Annotated in this window: 22 protein-coding genes; 13 read left to right on the top strand and 9 right to left on the bottom strand. The window is 67.6% G+C overall.

Translation table 11 applies throughout. The annotated features are described in order from the left end of the window. Positions 1-198 (top strand): hypothetical protein (locus QZ847_RS10460; protein ID WP_294356310.1); only part of this gene is annotated, 198 nt, incomplete at its 5' end. Between the two features lie 7 nt (positions 199-205). On the opposite strand, the gene QZ847_RS10455 is transcribed toward QZ847_RS10460, so the two are convergent. Further along, entirely contained in the window at positions 206-490 is a 285-nt protein-coding gene (locus QZ847_RS10455) for a hypothetical protein (RefSeq protein WP_294356308.1), read from the bottom strand. Between the two features lie 140 nt (positions 491-630). On the opposite strand from QZ847_RS10455, the gene QZ847_RS10450 reads away from it, so the two are divergent. From QZ847_RS10450 to QZ847_RS10440, 3 genes are all read left to right on the top strand, one after another. Next, positions 631-951, top strand: coding sequence for a hypothetical protein (locus QZ847_RS10450; protein WP_294356306.1), 321 nt, complete (start codon positions 631-633; stop codon positions 949-951). A 54-nt stretch (positions 952-1005) separates the two neighbouring features. Beyond that, positions 1006-2685, top strand: a complete 1680-nt coding sequence (locus QZ847_RS10445; protein ID WP_294356303.1) for a hypothetical protein — start codon at positions 1006-1008, stop codon at positions 2683-2685. A gap of 154 nt (positions 2686-2839) precedes the next feature. After that, positions 2840-4180: an ectonucleotide pyrophosphatase/phosphodiesterase gene (locus QZ847_RS10440; protein WP_294356302.1), complete on the top strand. Its 1341-nt coding sequence runs from the start codon at positions 2840-2842 to the stop codon at positions 4178-4180. Between the two features lie 520 nt (positions 4181-4700). Here QZ847_RS10440 and QZ847_RS10435 read toward each other — a convergent pair. From QZ847_RS10435 to petA, 5 genes are all read right to left on the bottom strand, one after another. Next, positions 4701-5366: a hypothetical protein gene (locus QZ847_RS10435; RefSeq protein ID WP_294356300.1), complete on the bottom strand. Its 666-nt coding sequence runs from the start codon at positions 5364-5366 to the stop codon at positions 4701-4703. Positions 5367-5445: 79 nt separating this feature from the next. After that, positions 5446-5979 carry an adenine phosphoribosyltransferase gene (locus tag QZ847_RS10430; RefSeq protein WP_294356298.1) on the bottom strand — a complete coding sequence of 178 codons (534 nt, stop codon included), beginning with the start codon at positions 5977-5979 and terminating at the stop codon, positions 5446-5448. A gap of 243 nt (positions 5980-6222) precedes the next feature. Continuing rightward, positions 6223-7065 carry a cytochrome c1 gene (locus tag QZ847_RS10425; RefSeq protein ID WP_294189858.1) on the bottom strand — a complete coding sequence of 281 codons (843 nt, stop codon included), beginning with the start codon at positions 7063-7065 and terminating at the stop codon, positions 6223-6225. Between the two features lie 34 nt (positions 7066-7099). Next, the gene (locus QZ847_RS10420; protein ID WP_294356296.1) at positions 7100-8386 is read right to left on the bottom strand and encodes a cytochrome b N-terminal domain-containing protein; all 1287 of its coding nucleotides are present in this window, start codon (positions 8384-8386) and stop codon (positions 7100-7102) included. A gap of 10 nt (positions 8387-8396) precedes the next feature. Next, positions 8397-8984 (bottom strand): ubiquinol-cytochrome c reductase iron-sulfur subunit, encoded by a 588-nt coding sequence (gene petA / locus QZ847_RS10415; RefSeq protein ID WP_093005398.1) that lies wholly within the window; start codon positions 8982-8984, stop codon positions 8397-8399. A gap of 176 nt (positions 8985-9160) precedes the next feature. Here petA and QZ847_RS10410 point away from each other — a divergent pair, with 176 nt between their 5' ends. Genes QZ847_RS10410 through QZ847_RS10400 form a run of 3 tightly spaced genes read left to right on the top strand, consistent with a single transcriptional unit; the run spans position 9161 to position 11104 of the window. Beyond that, a complete protein-coding gene (locus tag QZ847_RS10410) occupies positions 9161-9610 on the top strand; it encodes a tRNA (cytidine(34)-2'-O)-methyltransferase (RefSeq protein WP_294356294.1) in 450 nt (149 codons plus the stop codon). Between the two features lie 52 nt (positions 9611-9662). Further along, complete coding sequence (gene hemF, locus QZ847_RS10405; protein ID WP_294356292.1) at positions 9663-10505, top strand: oxygen-dependent coproporphyrinogen oxidase; 843 nt, start codon at positions 9663-9665, stop codon at positions 10503-10505. 5 nt (positions 10506-10510) lie between these two features. Beyond that, on the top strand, positions 10511-11104 hold the full coding sequence (locus QZ847_RS10400) for a GNAT family N-acetyltransferase (protein ID WP_294356290.1): 594 nt from the start codon (positions 10511-10513) through the stop codon (positions 11102-11104). Here the strand turns inward: QZ847_RS10400 and QZ847_RS10395 are convergent. Further along, positions 11074-11820: a hypothetical protein gene (locus QZ847_RS10395; protein ID WP_294356288.1), complete on the bottom strand. Its 747-nt coding sequence runs from the start codon at positions 11818-11820 to the stop codon at positions 11074-11076. The genes QZ847_RS10400 and QZ847_RS10395 overlap by 31 nt on opposite strands. Further along, a complete protein-coding gene (locus QZ847_RS10390) occupies positions 11817-12656 on the bottom strand; it encodes a hypothetical protein (RefSeq protein WP_294356286.1) in 840 nt (279 codons plus the stop codon). The genes QZ847_RS10395 and QZ847_RS10390 overlap by 4 nt, the downstream gene beginning before the upstream one ends. A gap of 137 nt (positions 12657-12793) precedes the next feature. On the opposite strand from QZ847_RS10390, the gene lipB reads away from it, so the two are divergent. From lipB to QZ847_RS10375, 3 genes are all read left to right on the top strand, one after another. After that, entirely contained in the window at positions 12794-13459 is a 666-nt protein-coding gene (gene lipB, locus QZ847_RS10385) for a lipoyl(octanoyl) transferase LipB (protein WP_294356284.1), read from the top strand. A gap of 92 nt (positions 13460-13551) precedes the next feature. Then, complete coding sequence (locus tag QZ847_RS10380) at positions 13552-13836, top strand: hypothetical protein (RefSeq protein WP_294189850.1); 285 nt, start codon at positions 13552-13554, stop codon at positions 13834-13836. Between the two features lie 299 nt (positions 13837-14135). Next, positions 14136-14819, top strand: coding sequence for a hypothetical protein (locus QZ847_RS10375; protein ID WP_294189849.1), 684 nt, complete (start codon positions 14136-14138; stop codon positions 14817-14819). A 700-nt stretch (positions 14820-15519) separates the two neighbouring features. Here the strand turns inward: QZ847_RS10375 and QZ847_RS10370 are convergent. Then, complete coding sequence (locus QZ847_RS10370; protein WP_294189848.1) at positions 15520-15768, bottom strand: DUF2171 domain-containing protein; 249 nt, start codon at positions 15766-15768, stop codon at positions 15520-15522. Positions 15769-15857: 89 nt separating this feature from the next. Between QZ847_RS10370 and QZ847_RS10365 the strand changes: the two genes are divergently transcribed. The 3 genes from QZ847_RS10365 to QZ847_RS10355 all read left to right on the top strand — a co-directional run. Then, entirely contained in the window at positions 15858-16094 is a 237-nt protein-coding gene (locus QZ847_RS10365; protein WP_294356282.1) for a hypothetical protein, read from the top strand. Continuing rightward, a complete protein-coding gene (locus QZ847_RS10360) occupies positions 16091-16300 on the top strand; it encodes a hypothetical protein (protein WP_294356279.1) in 210 nt (69 codons plus the stop codon). The genes QZ847_RS10365 and QZ847_RS10360 overlap by 4 nt, the downstream gene beginning before the upstream one ends. A gap of 6 nt (positions 16301-16306) precedes the next feature. Then, a partial coding sequence (locus QZ847_RS10355; protein ID WP_294356277.1) for a ribonucleotide-diphosphate reductase subunit beta occupies positions 16307-17034 on the top strand: 728 nt, incomplete at its 3' end.

The raw sequence follows: 17034 nt of genomic DNA, 5'->3' as shown, positions 1-17034 counted from the left end.
GGCGGCGTGGTGATGGCGGCGGCGGTGATGATCGCCGATGTGACGGCGAACGTCTATGCGTGGCAGGTGTTGGGTCTCGAGCGGTTCGCGATCGGCGTGGCGTTCCAGGCCGTTTTCCTCGGCTACGTCCTGGGTGCCGCGCCGCTGTTGTGGCGTGAGCGAGAAGCGAAGGACCGGCGCGACCGCTCGCGTTGCTGAGACAGGTTCAGCGTCGCGGTGCGTCGACGACGGGCTGGTTGAGCAGATTGCCGTAAGGCGCGGTTTTCGGCGCTTTGGCGTCCGAACGCGGCTCGAGCCACTGCGGCTGCTTGCCGGCTGCGGGCGTCACCTGCATCACGGGGGTCTTGGGCGGCGGGCCGGTCGGGGTCGCGAGCGGTGCCGGGGCCGACGCATTGCCCCCACCCTTGCCGCCGGCGCCCGACGATTTGTCGTCCCCACCCTTGCCGCAGGCAGCCAGCGGGATCAGCAGCGCGAGGAAGAGCAATCGCATGGGCGCTACAAAGCGCGAAGGTGCGGCACGTTCCCGCGAGCGGTGGGGCGCAACGGGGGCTGATGATGAGCCTTGCGCCGGGCTGGAGTCCGCGTTCGTCCCCAATGGTCAGCCGGTGCGTTTGGCGGTAGAGGACCGTCGTGCTCCGTCGCCTGCTGCTGCTCCTCGCGCTGTTCGTCGCGCTGCCCGCCACGGCGCGGCCGGCGTGCCATGACGCGGGGACGCCCGTCGCTCACGCGGCGATGGCGGCGGCGAGCGATCATCGCGGCACGCGCGGCGATCACCACCAAGCGCCGGCCGCGCCGCACGATTGCCTCGGCTGCATTCCGCCCGACATGCTGCTCGGCACGCCGGTGGGCGGCACGCTGCTGCCGCCGGCGCGCGCGCTGCCCGTGATCGCCACCGCGTTCGTGGCGGGCGAGGCGCTGCGCCCGACACCACCTCCGCCGAAGAAGGCGTGACCGCCCGGGCGCTCGTGCGCCCGCGTCACGCCTTTCTTTTCTCGGAGTTCTCTCATGTACCGCCCCCTCCTGCTCGCCGCCTGTGCGGCGGGCGCGCTGCTGCCGTTCGCGGCGAGCGCGCAGCACCACCACGACATGCCGATGCCCATCGCCACGCCGGCCAAGGCACCTGCTAAGACCGCTACCGCCAAGCGCCGCGCCGCTCCCGCACGCACGCGCGTGTCGCGTCCGCCCGCATCTGCCGCAGCCACGCAGGTGCCTGTCGATGCGAACGAGACGATGAGCCACGGCGATCACCCTGCGCCGGCGAGCGAGCGCACCGCGACGCCGGATCACGCGTCGATGCACATTGCGACCAGTGATGCGGCGAACAGCGGCGGGGGCGATCGCGGCGCGAGCCCCGCGGGCATCGATCACCCCGGCATGAACCATTCCGCGATGAACCAGTCGAGCATGAACCACATGGGCGGGGCGCACGCCGGAATGGATCATGCCATGTCCTTCACCGCGCCGCCGGCGTGGCGACAGGCCAGCGACGCCGCGCTGGCGCACGCGCCGGTCGGTGCGGCGATGTCGGGCATGACGATGGGGACCGCGGGCGGCTGGTACACGCCCGGCAGCGGCACCGCGCGACTGCCCGCTGCGGAAGGCCCGATGCGCGGCGCGATGTTTTCCGTCGGCGACTGGATGGTGATGGCGCACGGCTATGCCTGGGGCACGTTGACCGATCAGGGCGGTCCGCGCGGCGGCAACATGGCGTTCGTGCAGTCGATGGCGATGCTGATGGCGGACCGCGACCTGTCCGACCGCGTCCACCTGCAGCTGCGCGGCATGGGCAGCCTGGAGCCGTTGATGGGGCGGCGCGGCTATCCCAATCTGTTCGCGACCGGAGAGACCGCCAATGGCGTGCCACTGGTCGACCGGCAGCACCCGCACGACCTGTTCATGGAGCTGGCCGCGCGGCTTGACTATCGTCTGGACGGCGACACCAGCCTGTTCCTCTACGGCGGACCGGTCGGCGAGCCCGCGCTCGGGCCCTCGGCGTTCATGCATCGCGGCTCGGCTCGTTACCAGCCGCTGTCGCCGATCACGCACCACTGGTTCGATTCGACCCACATCACCTACGGCGTGGTGACCGCGGGCCTGTCCGCGCCCAGGGTCCAGCTCGAGGGATCGTGGTTCAAGGGGCGTGAGCCCGACGAGCGGCGCTGGGACATCGACCCTATCCGGCTCGATTCGTGGAGCCTGCGCGGCACCTGGACGCCGTCACCCTATCTGGCGGTGCAGGTCAGCCACGCGCACCTGAAGGAACCCGAGGCCCAGCATCCCGGCGAGGACGAGAACCGCACCACCGCCAGCGTGCAATGGGCGCAGAACGGCGTCTCGACCACCTTCGCCTGGTCGCGCAAGGACCGGCAGCCGGGTGACGTGCTGAACGCCTGGCTGGCCGAGGCGACGTGGGAGATCACGCCGCGCCACGCGGTCTTCGTACGGCTCGAGAACGTCGCCAACGACGAGCTCTTCCCCGACCACGACGATCCGCTGCACGATCGTCGCTTTCGCGTGACCAAGGCGGAGGGGGGATATGCCTATCGCCTGCCGATCGTGGGTCCGCTGGGCGTGGCACTCGGCGGCACGGTGGCGGCGTACGCGAAGCCCGACGCGCTCGACGATGCTTATGGGCGCACGCCGGTCAGCTGGACGCTGTTCGCCAAGCTGGCGGTGGGGCTGTGAGCCGCCGCCGCTAGCCGCAGCAATGGCGCACGATTGCTCGAGCGGGTGCGTCGTCGCCCGCTCGGGCCGGTCGGCCTTCCGGGTTACGCTTCGCCGCGGCCGTTCAAGCATCGTGCGAGACAAAGACTGCGGCGAGGATTATTGAGCGCGCACGATGCTGCGCCCGGTCCTCCCGCTCGCCGCGCTCGCTGCCCTGGGCGCGTGCGCTTACCCCTATACGCCCCCGGCGCTGTCGCCGGTGACGCAGCCGGCGCCGCCCGCTACCGGTGCGCCCTACACGACCGCCGCCATCCCGTCGTCCGCGCGGGCGGAGGCGCGTGCGCCGGTCACGATTCTGGTGTCGATCGATGGCTTTCGCCCCAATTATCTTCGGCGCGGGGTGACGCCCAATTTGTCGCGGCTCGCCGCCGACGGCGTGTCGGCGGACATGCGACCGAGCTTTCCCTCCAAGACATTCCCCAACCACTGGACGCTGGTGACGGGCCTGCGCCCCGATCGGCACGGCATCGTGGCCAATTCCTTCATCGACCCCGCACGGCCGGGCGAAACCTTCACGATGGAGAGCGACGACCCGTTCTGGTGGAACGCGGCCGAGCCGATCTGGGTGACCGCGGAAAAGGCGGGCCTCCGCACCGCGACGATGTTCTGGCCGGGATCGAATGTTGCGTGGGGCGGCGTGCGCGGCAGCGGCAATCACGGCGCGGTCGACGGCGGCACGCGGCCGAGCGACTGGCAGCAGTTCAACCAGGCGGTGACCGGTCACCAGCGCGTCGACGCGGTGCTCGACTGGCTGCGTCGCCCCGCCGCCACGCGACCGCAGCTCGTCACGCTGTATTTCGACACGGTCGACAGCGCGGGTCATTCGTTCGGTCCTGGCGACGCGCGCACGACGCAGGCAGTGGCGGAGGTCGACGCGCGGATTGGCGAACTGGTGGCGGGACTCGCGGCGCTCGGCCAGCCCGCCAACCTCGTGATCGTCGCCGACCACGGGATGGCGGCGACCAGCAGCACGCGCGTCGTCGCGCTCGACCGCATCCTGCCTCCCGTCGACGCGCGCGTGTTCGAGGCCGGTCCGTACGCAACCTTCTACCCCGCGCCCGGGCGCGATGCCGCGGTGCGCGCCGCGCTGCTCAAACCGCACGCGCACATGACGTGCTGGGCCAAGGGCAGCATTCCCGCACGCTTCCACTACGGCGCCAACGTTCGCGTGCCGCCATATTTGTGCCTCGCCGATGACGGGCCCGAGGGTGCGTGGGCGCTCGAGAAGACGACGCCCGCGAACCCACGCGAGGGTGGCAACCACGGCTACGACAATGACGCGCCCGACATGCGGGCATTGTTCATCGCCAACGGACCCGCGTTCGCGCGCGGCAAGCGCATCGGCGACTTCGACAATGTCGACGTGGCGCCGCTCCTGCGCGACCTGCTCGGCCTACCGGCTGGCCGCGATCTCGACGGCGATGACCGGCCGTTTCGCAGTATACTACGGCGCTGAGCCAACGGTGTGGTCGGGTGCGTAGACCGCCTACTCAACGAGATGGATCGTCGGTGGCGGTATCCTGCTGCAATACGGAAGAACTGCGCCGATGGGGCGTTTCACACACTCTCGCATCGGCAAGCAGGCGGCGACTGGCTCGTAGCGTGAACGCTTGCTGACACGATCTTGCGTGAGAAGCTGAAGCTTCGCGGCGGGTCGGCCTGCACCGACAGGACCGACCGTGCCCAACTCTTCAGGCCGGTCCCGACCACTGGCGCTGCGTTCCGGTAGGAAGCAGCGGAAAGGTAACACTGAGACCCGCAATCGACGTTCGATCAAACGAATTTCGTCGTATGAACGACTTTTCGCAATGAAGGGCGATCGGCCGACCTACCCCATTTGTATCCTGGAACCGTAACCCGCCGGCTTCCGCCGATGATCCGGCGAGCGGACCTGGACTTATTGTCAATTCGAGTGAACAGTAGCACGAACCGGCTAGCCGGTGGAGCGACGATGCATCGCCCCACCTCGCAACGGCTCAGCGCGGGTTGGGACCACGCCCGCCGCGGAAACCACCGCCGCGTCCGCGGAAGCCGTCGCCGCGTCCGCCGGGACGGGGCTGGAACGCACCTTGCGGCCGCGGCGTGCGGAACCCTTCAGCACGGTTCTGCTGGCGTAGCTCGCGATAGTCCTGCCGCACGTCGCCGCGATATTCGCGCCGCGCGTCGCGGCGGCCCTGCTGGAACTGGTCGCGCGTGATCTGGCCGTTGCGATACGCCTGCCGGTTGTCGCGGATGTCGCCGCGATAGTCGCGCCGTTCGCGCCGAACGTCGCGACCGAAATCGCCCCAGTTCTGCCGCACCTGCGCGTTGCCGCGACGACCCTGCCAGTAGCGGCGCTGCCCGTCGTTCCAGCGGTACGGACGGCGGTCGCGATCGTAGACGTAGACGCCCGTGCCGGGATAATAGAAATTGTTGTACCAGCCGTAATAGCCCGGATTGTAGCCAACGAACCCGCCGCCGTAATACGGATCGCCGTAATAGCCCGCGCCACCGTAGTAGCCGTCGCCGTAATAGCCGTCACCGTAGTAGCCGCTGCTGACGCCGACGTTGACCCCGCTATAGCCATAGCCGTCGGTGCAGGCGCCGAGGCCGAGGCCCAGGCTGCCGAGTAGCGCGACGATGCCGATCCGCTTCAGGTTCATCATATCTCTCCCGCACACAGGAACGCGGCCGGTACGCGCCGCTGCTCGTCGTAGAACGGAGGCGGTATGTCGTTGTTCCTTAATGGCCCGGGAACGAAACCAGCGCGTCGACGCGGATGTCGTCGGCTCTGAGTGCATCGGCGCCGCCGAGGTCGGGCAGATCAACCAGGAACTGCGCCTGCATGACGGTCGCGCCCGCCTTGCGCAGCAGGCGGACAGCGGCACGCGCGGTGCCGCCGGTGGCGATCAGATCGTCGATCAGCAGAACGCGGGCGCCGGGCGCGCAGGCGTCGGCGTGGATCGCGATCCGGTCCTGCCCGTATTCGAGCGCGTAATCCTCCGCGATCGTCGCACCGGGCAGCTTGCCGTCCTTGCGGATCAGCAGCACGCCCGCGTTCAGCGGCACCGCGAGCGCGGCGGCGAACAGGAAGCCGCGCGCCTCTATTCCCGCGACGAGGTCGACGGGTCCGTCGATCGCCGCCACCATCCGCGCGACTGCAGTGGCGAGGCCGGTGGGTGACAGCAGCAGCGTCGTGATGTCGCGGAACTGGATACCGGGCTTCGGGAAGTCGGGGATGGTGCGGATCAGCGCACGGAGGTCGTCATTTGCCATGCGCGGGCTTGTCGGCGGTGCGGCGGGGGAGTGCAAGGGCGGGAGTGACGGATGCGCGGGACGGCCGGAGCGAGTTGTGATGCGACGGTCGTTAATTTGAGCAGAGGCGCAAACGAAAACGGCCGGAGCATCTGCCCCGGCCGTGTTTCGGCCTGTTTGGTCGGGAGAGCGCCGCGGGCGAAGCCCGCGTCGTCGGTCGGCGCTTTGGCGCCGCCGGCCGGAGCGCGTGCCGTTAGCGCGCGCTCAGTGCTCGATGCCCCGCCACACGTTCTGGTACGCGCCCCAGGTCAGGAACACGAAGATCACGAGGAAGATCACCGCGGCGAGCCCTGCGGCGTGGCGCGCCTCAAGGTTAGGCTCGGCAGTCCAGGTCAGGAACGCCGACACGTCGCGCGCCATCTGGTCGCGGGTCGCCTTGGTGCCGTCCGAATAGGTCACCTGCCCGTCCGCGGTCAGCGGCGGCGGCATCGCGATGTTGAGGTTGGCGAAATACGGGTTGTAGTGCAGCCCCGGCGGGGTCTTGGCGCCCGGGAACTCCTTCAGCAGCTCGGCCGGCTGGTTGCGATAGCCGGTGATCAGCGCGTGGACGTAGTTCGGGCCGTCCTCGCGCGCCTTGGTAATCAGCGACAGATCCGGCGGCAGCGCGTTGTTGTTGGCGGCGCGCGCGGCGACCTCGTTCGCGAACGGCGACGGGAAATGGTCGGACGGCAGGTTCTTGCGCGTCGTCGCCTCACCCGTGTCGGGGTTCACGCTCGGCTGCTCGATCACCCACTGGTTGGCGATCGCCTTCACCTCGGCGTCGGTATAGCCGATCTTGGTCAGGTCGCGGAACGCCACGTATTTGAGCGAGTGGCAGGCGGCGCACACTTCCTTGTAGACCGCGAATCCGCGCTGAACCTGCTGGCGGTCGAACTTGCCGAACAGCCCGGCCGACGGCAGCCCGATGCTCTCGGGATGCAGGTGGAAGACGTGTTCCGCGCTTTCCGCCGCCGGTTCGGTGATCGCGGTCTTCGCGGTGCCGAACAGCGCGATCGCCAGCACGAAGACGAACGCCGCGCCGATCACGATCGAGATGAGACGAGCCATTGTGTTCTGTATCCCCTTTTCGTCGCTGCTCGGCTCAGCCGGCCATCGCGGTCTTGGCGGGCGAGGTGCCTGCGTGCTTCGCCAGCACCGCCTCGGTGATCGAGTTGGGCAGCGGGCGCGGACGCTCGGACGCCGAGATCAGCGGCAGGATGATGAGGAAGTGCGCGAAATAATAACCCGCCGCGATCTGCCCCATGATGACGTTGCGCGCGGTCGCCTCCGCACCGCCGACGTAGCCGAGCACCAGGATGTCGAGCAGCAGCACGACGAGGAACCAGCGATAGGTCGGGCGGTAGTTGGCCGAGCGCACCGGCGACGAGTCGATCCACGGCAGGAAGAACAAAAGCAGGATCGAGCCGAACATCGCGAGCACGCCCCACAGCTTCGCCGGCAGGATGAAGTCGGCGGTGAAGCTCTTCAGGATCGCGTAGAACGGCAGGAAATACCATTCGGGCACGATGTGCGCCGGGGTCGAGAGCGGGTTCGCCTCGATGTAATTGTCCGGGTGACCGAGCAGATTGGGCGAGAAGAAGATGAGTGCTGCGAAGATCAGGAAGAACACCGCGACGCCGACGCCGTCCTTGGCCGTATAGTACGGGTGGAACGGCACCGTGTCCTGCTCGCCCTTGACGTCGACGCCGGTCGGGTTGTTCGACCCCGGAATGTGCAGCGCCCAGATGTGGAGGATGATGACGCCCGCGGTGACGAACGGCAGCAGATAGTGGAGCGAGAAGAAGCGGTTCAGCGCGGCATTGTCGGGCGCGAACCCGCCGAGCAGCCACACGCGGATCGTCTCACCCACCAGCGGGATGGCCGAGAAGAAGCCGGTGATGACCTGCGCCCCCCAGAAGCTCATCTGCCCCCAAGGAAGCACGTAGCCCATGAAAGCGGTCGCCATCATCAAGAGGAAGATGACCACGCCCAGCAACCACACCATCTCGCGCGGCGCCTTGTACGAGCCGTAATAGAGCCCGCGGCCGATATGGATGTAGACGACGGCCAGGAACATCGACGCGCCGTTGGCGTGCGCGTAGCGCAGGAACCAGCCCGCGTTGACGTCGCGCATGATGCTCTCGACCGAGCCGAACGCGACGCCGCCGTTGGCGGCATAGTGCATGGCGAGCACGACGCCCGTCACGATCTGGCACACCAGTGCCGCGCCCGCGAGCACGCCGAAGTTCCAGAAATAGTTGAGGTTGCGCGGCACCGGATAACCGGCGCCGATCGCGTTGTAGACGAGGCGCGGCAGCGGCAGCTTCTCGTCCACCCACCGCATCAGCGGCTGCTTCGGCTCATAATGCTTGGCCCAGGGAAAGCTCATGGCTGCTACCTCAACCCACCGTCACGACGGTGTCGGAATTGAACGTATATTCGGGAACGACCAGATTCTTCGGCGCCGGCCCCTGACGGATGCGCGCCGCGGTGTCGTAGGCCGAGCCGTGACACGGGCAGAAGTATCCGCCGAACGGACCGCGGTTCTCGCCCTCGCCCGCGCCCAGCGGCACGCAGCCCAGGTGCGTGCAGACGCCCAGCGTGATGAGCCAGTTCTTCTTGCCCGCCTTGGTGCGCTCTTCCAGCGTCTGCGGATCGCGAAGCGACGACACCGGCACCGCGTCGGCCTCGGCGATTTCCTTTGGCGTCAGGTTGCGCACGAACAGCGGCTGCTTGCGGAACGACGCCTTGATCGCCTGCCCCGGCTCGATCTTGGAGATGTCGATCTCGGTTGTCGACAGCGCGAGCACGTCGGCCGAGGGGTTCATCTGGTTGATCAGCGGCAGCACGATCGCCAGCGCGCCGACGCCTGCGAACGAGACGGCGGCGATGTTGATGAAGTCGCGACGGCGCGGGTCGTGGAAGGTATCGTCCGCGAGGAGCGCGGGGTCCTCACCCGGAGGAAGCCGATCGTCGACAGTCGCCATTCACACGAGCCCTTGCATTGCCCTGCGGGGCACGTGGCGAGCAATGGACGCCCGCGTACCCCCCTTCGCGGCCGGCCATCCCCTTGGCCGGTCCTCTCATGGCCTGATAGCCAAGCCCTCCGCGCTTTGCCAATCCCATTTTGCGGATGCGGAAAGACCGGGGTAATGATCCCGTCATGCGGATCGCACTGTTTCAACCCGATATCGCGGGCAATGTGGGGACGATCCTGCGGCTCGCCGCGTGCATGGATGCGGGTGTCGACCTGATCGAGCCGATGGGCTTTCCGTGGAGCGACCGTGCGCTGGCGCGGGCGGGCATGGACTATGCCGCCGCCGCGCAGGTGACCCGGCACGTCGACTGGGACGCGTTCCTTGCCGCCTCGTCCGCGCGGCTGGTGCTGGCGACGACCAGCGGCGCGGTGCCGTACACCGAGGCGCGCTACGCCGCCGACGACGTGCTGCTGTTCGGGTCGGAGAGCGCGGGCGTGCCCGCCGACGTGCACGCGCGCGCCGACCTGCGCGTGCGGGTGCCGATGCGTAGCGGTATGCGATCGCTGAACGTCGCGGTGTCGTGCGCGATGATCCTGGGCGAGGCGATGCGGCAGACCGACGGCTGGCCCGCATGAGACATTCTGCCGCCTCGACGTAAGGCTCCCTCGCCCGCTAAGGCGCTCGCCCATGTTCCAGCTCGACGACCAACAGACCCAAGCCCGCACCTGGTTCGAGCATCTGCGCGACCTGATCTGCGCCGAGTTCGAGGCGATCGAGCGCGAGGCGGGGTCGGATGCGACGTTCGACTATATCGCCTGGGACCGCGCCGACCCGTCGGGTGAGCCCGGTGGTGGGGGCGTACGCGGCGTGATGAAGGGCCGCGTGTTCGAGAAGGTCGGCGTCAACGTGTCCACGGTCGGCGGCACGTTCGAGGGCGAGTTCGGGCGCACGATCCACGGCGCGGGCGAGGATCCGCGCTTTTTCGCGACCGGCATCAGCCTGGTCGCGCACATGGCGAACCCGCACGTGCCCGCGGTGCACATGAACACGCGCTTCCTGCGCACGACCAAGCAGTGGTTCGGCGGCGGCGCCGACCTCAATCCGCCGCTGCCGGTCGAGGGCGACACCGACGACTTTCACGCAACATTGAAGGCCGCGTGCGACGCGCACGACGCGGGCTATTATCCGCGCTTCAAGGAATGGGCGGACGAGTATTTCTACATTCCCCATCGCAAGGTGCACCGCGGGGTCGGCGGCATCTTCTACGATCATCTCGAGAACGATTTCGCGCGCGATCTGGCGTTCACGAAGGACGTCGGCCGGGCTTTTCTCGACACTTACCCGCGGATCGTGCGTCGGCGCATGAACGACGCCTTCACCGCCGACGACATGGCCGAGCAGCGCCGCTGGCGCGGACGCTATGCCGAGTTCAACCTCGTCTACGATCGCGGCACGTTGTTCGGGTTGAAGACCGGCGGCAACATCGACGCGATCCTGATGAGCCTGCCGCCGATCGCGAACTGGGACTGAGCGGCGTGGCGCTGATCCCGGTGCCAGAGGGCGATCTGGCGACGATCGTCACCACGCTGGAGATGACGCGCCGACCGCCGCTGCGCCCTACCCCGCCGTCGCGGCTGCGGCTGGTGCGCTGGGTGGAACCCACGCCGCCCAAGTACCGCGAATTGTTCCGCCGCGTCGGGCAGCGCTGGCTGTGGTATTCGCGGCTGGTGATGGATGACGCCGCGCTCACCGCGATCATCCATGATCCGCGAGTGCAGGTCTTCGCCGCGGTCGACGCCGCCGGGATCGAGGTCGGCATGGTCGAGCTGGATTTCCGGCACGAAGGCGCGTGCGACATCGCCTATTTCGCGCTGGTGCCCGAACTCGCCGGGCAAGGGCTGGGACGCTGGTTGATGGCGGAGACGATGGCGCGCGCCTGGGTGCGTGGCGTGACCCGTGTTGCGCTCAACACCTGCACGCTCGACCATCCGTCGGCGCTCAATTTCTACCGTGCGCAGGGCTTTGTCGCGATCAGGCGCACGATCGAGACCTTTCCCGATCCGCGTGGGCTCGGGCTGCTGCCTGAGACTGCCGCGCCTCAGCTGCCCTTTCTCGCCAGCCGGATATAGGCCGCGACGCCGATCATCAGCACCGCCAGGTGGTACGCACCGCCGAGCAATGAGATCAGCGCGTCGACGAGGCTCAGCACCAGCGGATTGTCGTTGCCCGGTGCGCGCAGCCACTCGTCCGCGGAGAGAAGCGGCACGATCGCGAGCCATTGCAGCAGGAACACCGACACGACCGCGCCGGCGAGCGCGAACCCCGCCCCGCGCGTCGCGCGCCACGACGTGCGGATCGCGGGGATCACGCGCTGCCCGGGCGCACGCGCCAGCAGCGGGATCACCGCAGATAGCCTCCCTTGCACCCACAATCCGGGCAGCACGAACAGCCACATGCCCATGCCGACCGGCACCGCGATCAACAGGCTGGCGAGGATGAACGGTACCAGTCGCGTGCCCGCGGTGCGAAGCGCGCCCCCCACCACCGGGCGATCAGGATCGAGCAGCAGGATCGCGATCGCCGCCAAGCCGAACACGCTGACCGCGTCCGCCAGCAGGTACCAGATCGCGTTCGTCTGTCCCCAGATGCCGACCTGCGCGATCCACGCTTCCAGCATCGGCTGATCGCGCGGGGGCGGCGGCAGCGGCGGCAGGGGATCGCACAGCAATTGCACCGCGAAGGCGGGGAACACCACCAGCGGCAGCGCGATGCGCAGGATCAGGTCGGCCTGCCGCCGGAACAGCGACCAGGCATCGGCGAGCAGCCGCGAGAAGGTAAGCGTCATGGTTCGAGCGGCGTGTCCGTTTTGGGCTCGTCATGCTCGCGCACGGCGACGTAGAAGCGCGCGTAGAACACCGTCTGCACCACCGTCAGCAGCGCGGTGACCGCGGACGAGGCGACGCCGGTCACAAACGCGACGCCACCGGGCGCGTCGGGGCCGAGCAGCAGCCGCGCGGCGATTCCCGCCACTACAGTCGCTGCCATCACCGCGACGATCACGACGATGCCGTATAGGATGATGACGCCGATCAGCCGCAGCGCCGAGCCGCGCGTCAGGCGGAAACTGCGCGCGAACGCCCCCAGCCCGCGACGCTCGTTGACGATCACCGCGAACAAGGGCGCGATCTTGGCGGTCAGCCACAGCCCGACGATCAGCGCGAGCAGCCCGATCACCCCCGCCAGTTGCAGCGCACTGCCGCTCGCGCGCGCCAGGTCGAAGCGACCGGTCGCGGGATTGAACGTCGCGCCCGCGTGCATGATCAGCAGCGTGATCGGGATCATGACAACGAACAGCAAGATCATGATGAGCGCGATCGCGCCCAGCGCCGGCAGCAACCGCTCGACGCCGATCCGCGTCGCCTGTGCCGCGTCGACGTCGGGGTCGCTCGCCACCGCGGTGATCGCGAGCACGCCCGCGATCAGGATGATGCTGGCCGCGATCGACACGAGCGAGGAAACGAACGCCAGCGGCGTGCCGGGCGTCGCCGCGCTGCTCACTGCGGCGCTCAGGACGCCTGGCACGAACAGGAACAGGATCGCCAACCGCGCCAGGATGCCGCTGCGCCCCTGCAGCACATCGACCGTGCGGTCCCACACCACCCCCATGCGCGCGCCTGCCATCGTCACCCCCGTTAATCGCCGCCGCGGCGTAGCCGATCCGCCGCGCGCATGCCAGTCGGGCAGGAGGCGCGCTTTCGCAGGCGCTGACACGGGCCGGATCATTGCCAACGCGCCGGCCACATCGCATTTGGGGCGACGTGACCGGACTTGACGATATCGAATGGCGCGTGACGCCGGGGCTGACGCCGTACGACCAGTCGCTGGCCGAGATGGAGGCGCGCGCCGCCGCGGTTGCGGCGGGCGAGGCGCGCGAGCTGATCTGGCTGCTCGAACACCCGCCCGTCTATACCGCGGGCACCAGTGCCGATCCGGCCGAGCTGGTCGACGCGCGCTTTCCGGTGATGCCGGCGGGACGTGGCGGACGCTACACCTATCACGGTCCCGGCCAGCGCGTCGGCTATCTGGTGCTCGATCTGAACAAGCGCGGGCGCGACGTGCGCTGTTTCGTCCATGCGGTCGAGGGATGGGTGATCGCGGCTTTGGGCGAGGTCGGGATCGAGAGTTTCCGCGCGCCCGGCCGCATCGGCATCTGGACGCACGACCGATCGGGACAGGAGGCTAAGATTGGCGCAATCGGCATCCGCGTGCGCCGCTGGGTCACGCTGCACGGCTTCGCGGTCAATCTCTCTCCCGACCTGTCGCATTTCGGCGGGATCGTGCCGTGCGGCATCGCCGATTACCCGGTGACAAGCGCGCAAGCGCTTGAAAAACCGACGAGCCATGCAACCTTCGATGCCGCGCTAGCGTTCACCGCCAGACCTTTTCTCCAAAGCCTTTCTTGTCGCGGTGAAATCGAGGCTTGAGGGGTGGTCGCGTACCGATTACCATCGTACCTGATTTGGGTAATTTCACGACCCCAACGGTCTCCAAATCTGCAGTCTAGGGAGCAAAATTCATGCGTGCCATCATCACCAAGGTTCTGACCGGCTCGGCACTCGCGGCAGCCGCACTCGCGGTTTCGGCGTGCGGTTCGAAGACCGAGACCACCACTGACAACACCATGATCACCGACATGAACGCCACCGAGGGCATGGACACCATGTCGGACAACATGACTGCCGTCGACGGCAGCATGAACAGCGGCATGATGGCGAACGACACGATGGGCGCCGGCATGGGCGGCAACGACATGATGATGTCGAACACCATGACCACGACGACCACGACCAACGCGATGTAATCTGCCCGTCGGGCACTTACGATGCGAAAGGCCGTCCGGGCGACCGGGCGGCCTTTTTCGTTGTCCGATCCACCGACACCGGCGCCATGCCGACGAGAAATCCGACTGATCGCGATCAAGGCGCAGCCGCAGCCCGAGCACACGCACGCAGGCAGAAATCGTTTCGATCGCGTCTCCGTTTTGCGACGGAACGCCAGCAAATCATGGCAGAAAACGCTTGGGCGCATTAACCAACGTTGGTAAAAGCCTGACGCATCAGGGCGCGAAAACGGGGTCGCGCGGGCGAGGAGTTTCGGAACATGGGGTTGGTTCGGTTCGTCGGCGTGTGCGCCGCAACCGCGTGCGCGTTGTCCAGCGTATCGGCGTCCGCGCAATTCTATCTGCAGCACAAGGACCTGAGCGGCCCGGCGATCACGGGCAGTGAGCCCGATGTAGGCCAGGTCCTGCCCGGCGCGACCGATGCGGAGCAGCATGCAGGCGTAGCATGGAAGATGCGCGCCGCGCTCAATGTCGCCGCGCTGCAATGTCAGTTTGAGCCGACGCTGCTGACGGTCGACAAGTACAATGCGCTGCTGACCGACCATCAGGCCGAGCTGAAGTCCTCGTACGACACGCTGACCAAATATTTCATGCGCACCGCCAAGACCAAGAAGGAAGGCCAGCAGGCGCTCGACCAGTTCGGCACCCGCACCTATTCCAGCTTCGCGACGGTCAATTCGCAGTTCAACTTCTGCCGGGTCGCGGGCGATATTGGCCGCGAGGCGTTGTTCAGCCCGCGTGGCCAGTTCACCCGACTGTCGCTCGACCGCATGCGCGAGCTGCGCAACAGCCTGACACCCTGGGGCGACCAGGCGATCGTGCGCACCGGCCGCCCCCTGCCCGCGACGCTGCCGCGGTTCGAGAAGATGTGCTGGAAGGGCAGCGACTATAACGTCAAGAAGTGCGGCGATCCGCTGGTTCCGGTCAAATACGCCGCTCGTTGAGTCATTATGTGACCCCTGTCGCGTGATCGTGGCAGGGTAGCGGCCGATGAGCGCTCAACGCATCGGCGTGCGCGGCGGACCTCCCAGCGCACCCAGGTAGAATGCGCCTTCCCGAGCGCGGTGAAGCCGGTCGCCGATCGACGCGCCGGCAGCATGCGCTCGCCCGCCGCTCCAACTCTCGCTCTTAAGCCCAGCCTTTAGTGCCGTGGACAGCACGGTGCCCTTCATTGCACCGCAGGACGTATCGCACCTAGCCGACCCTGCGTGCGTGCCGCCCAACCCGACTCGATCGCGCACGTGAACATAACAGGTACATCCGCCCGCCCGCCAAGCGCCTAGCGTCGGCGCATGCCACCACGGCACTTACTATATTTAGCGTCCGATCCCGCCACCCACACCTACATAGCCGATTTGTGCACAGAAAAACGTTGCTGCGGAGCACGGAGCGGGGTGGTGATACGACCCGCTTTCCCGTATCGTCCGTGGGAAGGTCGACGAGCGTCTCGCCGCCTCACGCCGGGAGCATATGTTGGTCGAATCGAGCCGAAACACGATGCACGCCGCTGCGCACTCCGCGCGCGTCGCGCTGCCGTGTGCGCGCGGCCGTCGATCGATGCGGCGCATAACGAAAACCCCGGCCCGCCTGCCCGCACGGGGCACGCGAACCGGGGCTGCACGTGCCCGCGAGGGGCGTCGTGCGTTACTCCGAGTCCTCGAACTGCACCGCCTCGGCGCCGTTCGCCGACAGCCGCACCTTGCCGTCCTCGACATCGGCGACGAGGCCGAGCGAGATGTAATGGTGCTTCGCGCCCTGCCCGTCCTGTGTCTGCGGCGAGTCGTTCTTGGTCAGCTTGATACGGTCGCCCTGAACGTGGTCGACCGTTCCGACGTGCGTGCCGTCGGCACCGATGACTTCGGCATGTTCCTTGATCTGGCTGGCGTCGACCATCGTGTCACTCCTTGCTTGATGGGTTCGGGGGCGGAACGCACGACCCGGCCGTTGGTCGCATCGCCCGCGCACGCATCGGTGCGCGCGGCATGAGCTGGCAGATCATCATCATGTACGCGGTCGCAGGCGTGCTCGCGCTCACCGGCGCAGGGCTGCTGCTCCTGCTCACCCGCCCGAGCGGCCCGGCCAAGGTCTACGTGTTTCGCATGGTCGGCATCATGCTGCTGTCGGGCGGCGCGGTGCTGGGCATGAGCGCGGCGGCGATGCAGCAGTGGAGCGGCGACGATGCGGCGGTCACCCACGCCGGTGAGCGCGACGCGCTGTGAGGCACCCGCTCGCGCTTCTCGCCACCGCGGCATTGCTGGTCGCGGGCGCGCTGCTGTTCGCGCTCGGCCTCGTGCAACTGCGCCGCCGCCACCTGCCGCGCGCGCTACCCGCCCGCGCCGCGCTCGCGGGTGCGCGCGACTGTTTCCTCGGCGCGCTGACGCTCGGCGTCGCCGGCCACCACCTCAACACCATCCTGTCGGAGTAACCGCACATGTCCCTCCTCCACGCATCAAAGCAGTACAAGCCATTCGAATACCCCTGGGCGTTCGAATTCTGGAAGCGCCAGCAGCAGCTCCACTGGCTGCCCGAGGAAGTGCCCTTGGGCGAGGATTGCCGCGACTGGGCGCAGAAGCTGACCGATCACGAGCGCAACCTGCTGACGCAGATCTTCCGCTTCTTCACCCAGGCCGACGTCGAGGTGCAGGACTGCTATCACGAGAAATACGGCCGCGTGTTCAAGCCGACCGAGATCAAGATGATGCTGACCGCGTTCAGCAACATGGAGACGGTCCATATCGCGGCCTACAGCCACCTGCTCGACACGATCGGCATGCCCGAGAGCGAGTACGGCGCCTTCCTCGAATATGCCGAGATGAAGGACAAGCATGACTACATGCAGAACTTCGGCGTCGACTCGGACGAGGATATCGCGCGCACGCTGGCGATGTTCGGCGGCTTCACCGAGGGCGTGCAGCTGTTCGCGTCGTTCGCGATGCTGATGAACTTCCCGCGCTTCAACAAGATGAAGGGCATGGGGCAGATCGTCAGCTGGTCGGTGCGCGACGAGAGCCTGCATTGCGAGGGCATTATCCGCATGTTCCACGCCTTCTGCGCCGAGCGGCAGTGCCTGACCAAGGCGGTCAAGGACGACATCGCCGACGTGTGCCAGACGACGATCCGGCTGGAGGACAATTTCATCGACCTCGCCTTCGAGATGGG

Source organism: uncultured Sphingomonas sp., assembly GCF_913778135.1.
In the GTDB taxonomy this organism is placed as follows: Bacteria; Pseudomonadota; Alphaproteobacteria; order Sphingomonadales; family Sphingomonadaceae; genus Sphingomonas.
This window is presented reverse-complemented; position numbering and strand designations above follow the sequence as displayed.

Coding starts and splice junctions, on each gene's coding strand:
- QZ847_RS10455 (WP_294356308.1), bottom strand. CDS start 490: ATGCGATTGCTCTTCCTCGCGCTGCTGATCCCGCTGGCTGCCTGCGGC.
- QZ847_RS10445 (WP_294356303.1), top strand. CDS start 1,006: ATGTACCGCCCCCTCCTGCTCGCCGCCTGTGCGGCGGGCGCGCTGCTG.
- QZ847_RS10440 (WP_294356302.1), top strand. CDS start 2,840: ATGCTGCGCCCGGTCCTCCCGCTCGCCGCGCTCGCTGCCCTGGGCGCG.
- QZ847_RS10435 (WP_294356300.1), bottom strand. CDS start 5,366: ATGAACCTGAAGCGGATCGGCATCGTCGCGCTACTCGGCAGCCTGGGC.
- QZ847_RS10430 (WP_294356298.1), bottom strand. CDS start 5,979: ATGGCAAATGACGACCTCCGTGCGCTGATCCGCACCATCCCCGACTTC.
- QZ847_RS10425 (WP_294189858.1), bottom strand. CDS start 7,065: ATGGCTCGTCTCATCTCGATCGTGATCGGCGCGGCGTTCGTCTTCGTG.
- QZ847_RS10420 (WP_294356296.1), bottom strand. CDS start 8,386: ATGAGCTTTCCCTGGGCCAAGCATTATGAGCCGAAGCAGCCGCTGATG.
- petA (WP_093005398.1), bottom strand. CDS start 8,984: ATGGCGACTGTCGACGATCGGCTTCCTCCGGGTGAGGACCCCGCGCTC.
- QZ847_RS10410 (WP_294356294.1), top strand. CDS start 9,161: ATGCGGATCGCACTGTTTCAACCCGATATCGCGGGCAATGTGGGGACG.
- hemF (WP_294356292.1), top strand. CDS start 9,663: ATGTTCCAGCTCGACGACCAACAGACCCAAGCCCGCACCTGGTTCGAG.
- QZ847_RS10395 (WP_294356288.1), bottom strand. CDS start 11,820: ATGACGCTTACCTTCTCGCGGCTGCTCGCCGATGCCTGGTCGCTGTTC.
- QZ847_RS10390 (WP_294356286.1), bottom strand. CDS start 12,656: ATGGCAGGCGCGCGCATGGGGGTGGTGTGGGACCGCACGGTCGATGTG.
- QZ847_RS10380 (WP_294189850.1), top strand. CDS start 13,552: ATGCGTGCCATCATCACCAAGGTTCTGACCGGCTCGGCACTCGCGGCA.
- QZ847_RS10375 (WP_294189849.1), top strand. CDS start 14,136: ATGGGGTTGGTTCGGTTCGTCGGCGTGTGCGCCGCAACCGCGTGCGCG.
- QZ847_RS10370 (WP_294189848.1), bottom strand. CDS start 15,768: ATGGTCGACGCCAGCCAGATCAAGGAACATGCCGAAGTCATCGGTGCC.
- QZ847_RS10365 (WP_294356282.1), top strand. CDS start 15,858: ATGAGCTGGCAGATCATCATCATGTACGCGGTCGCAGGCGTGCTCGCG.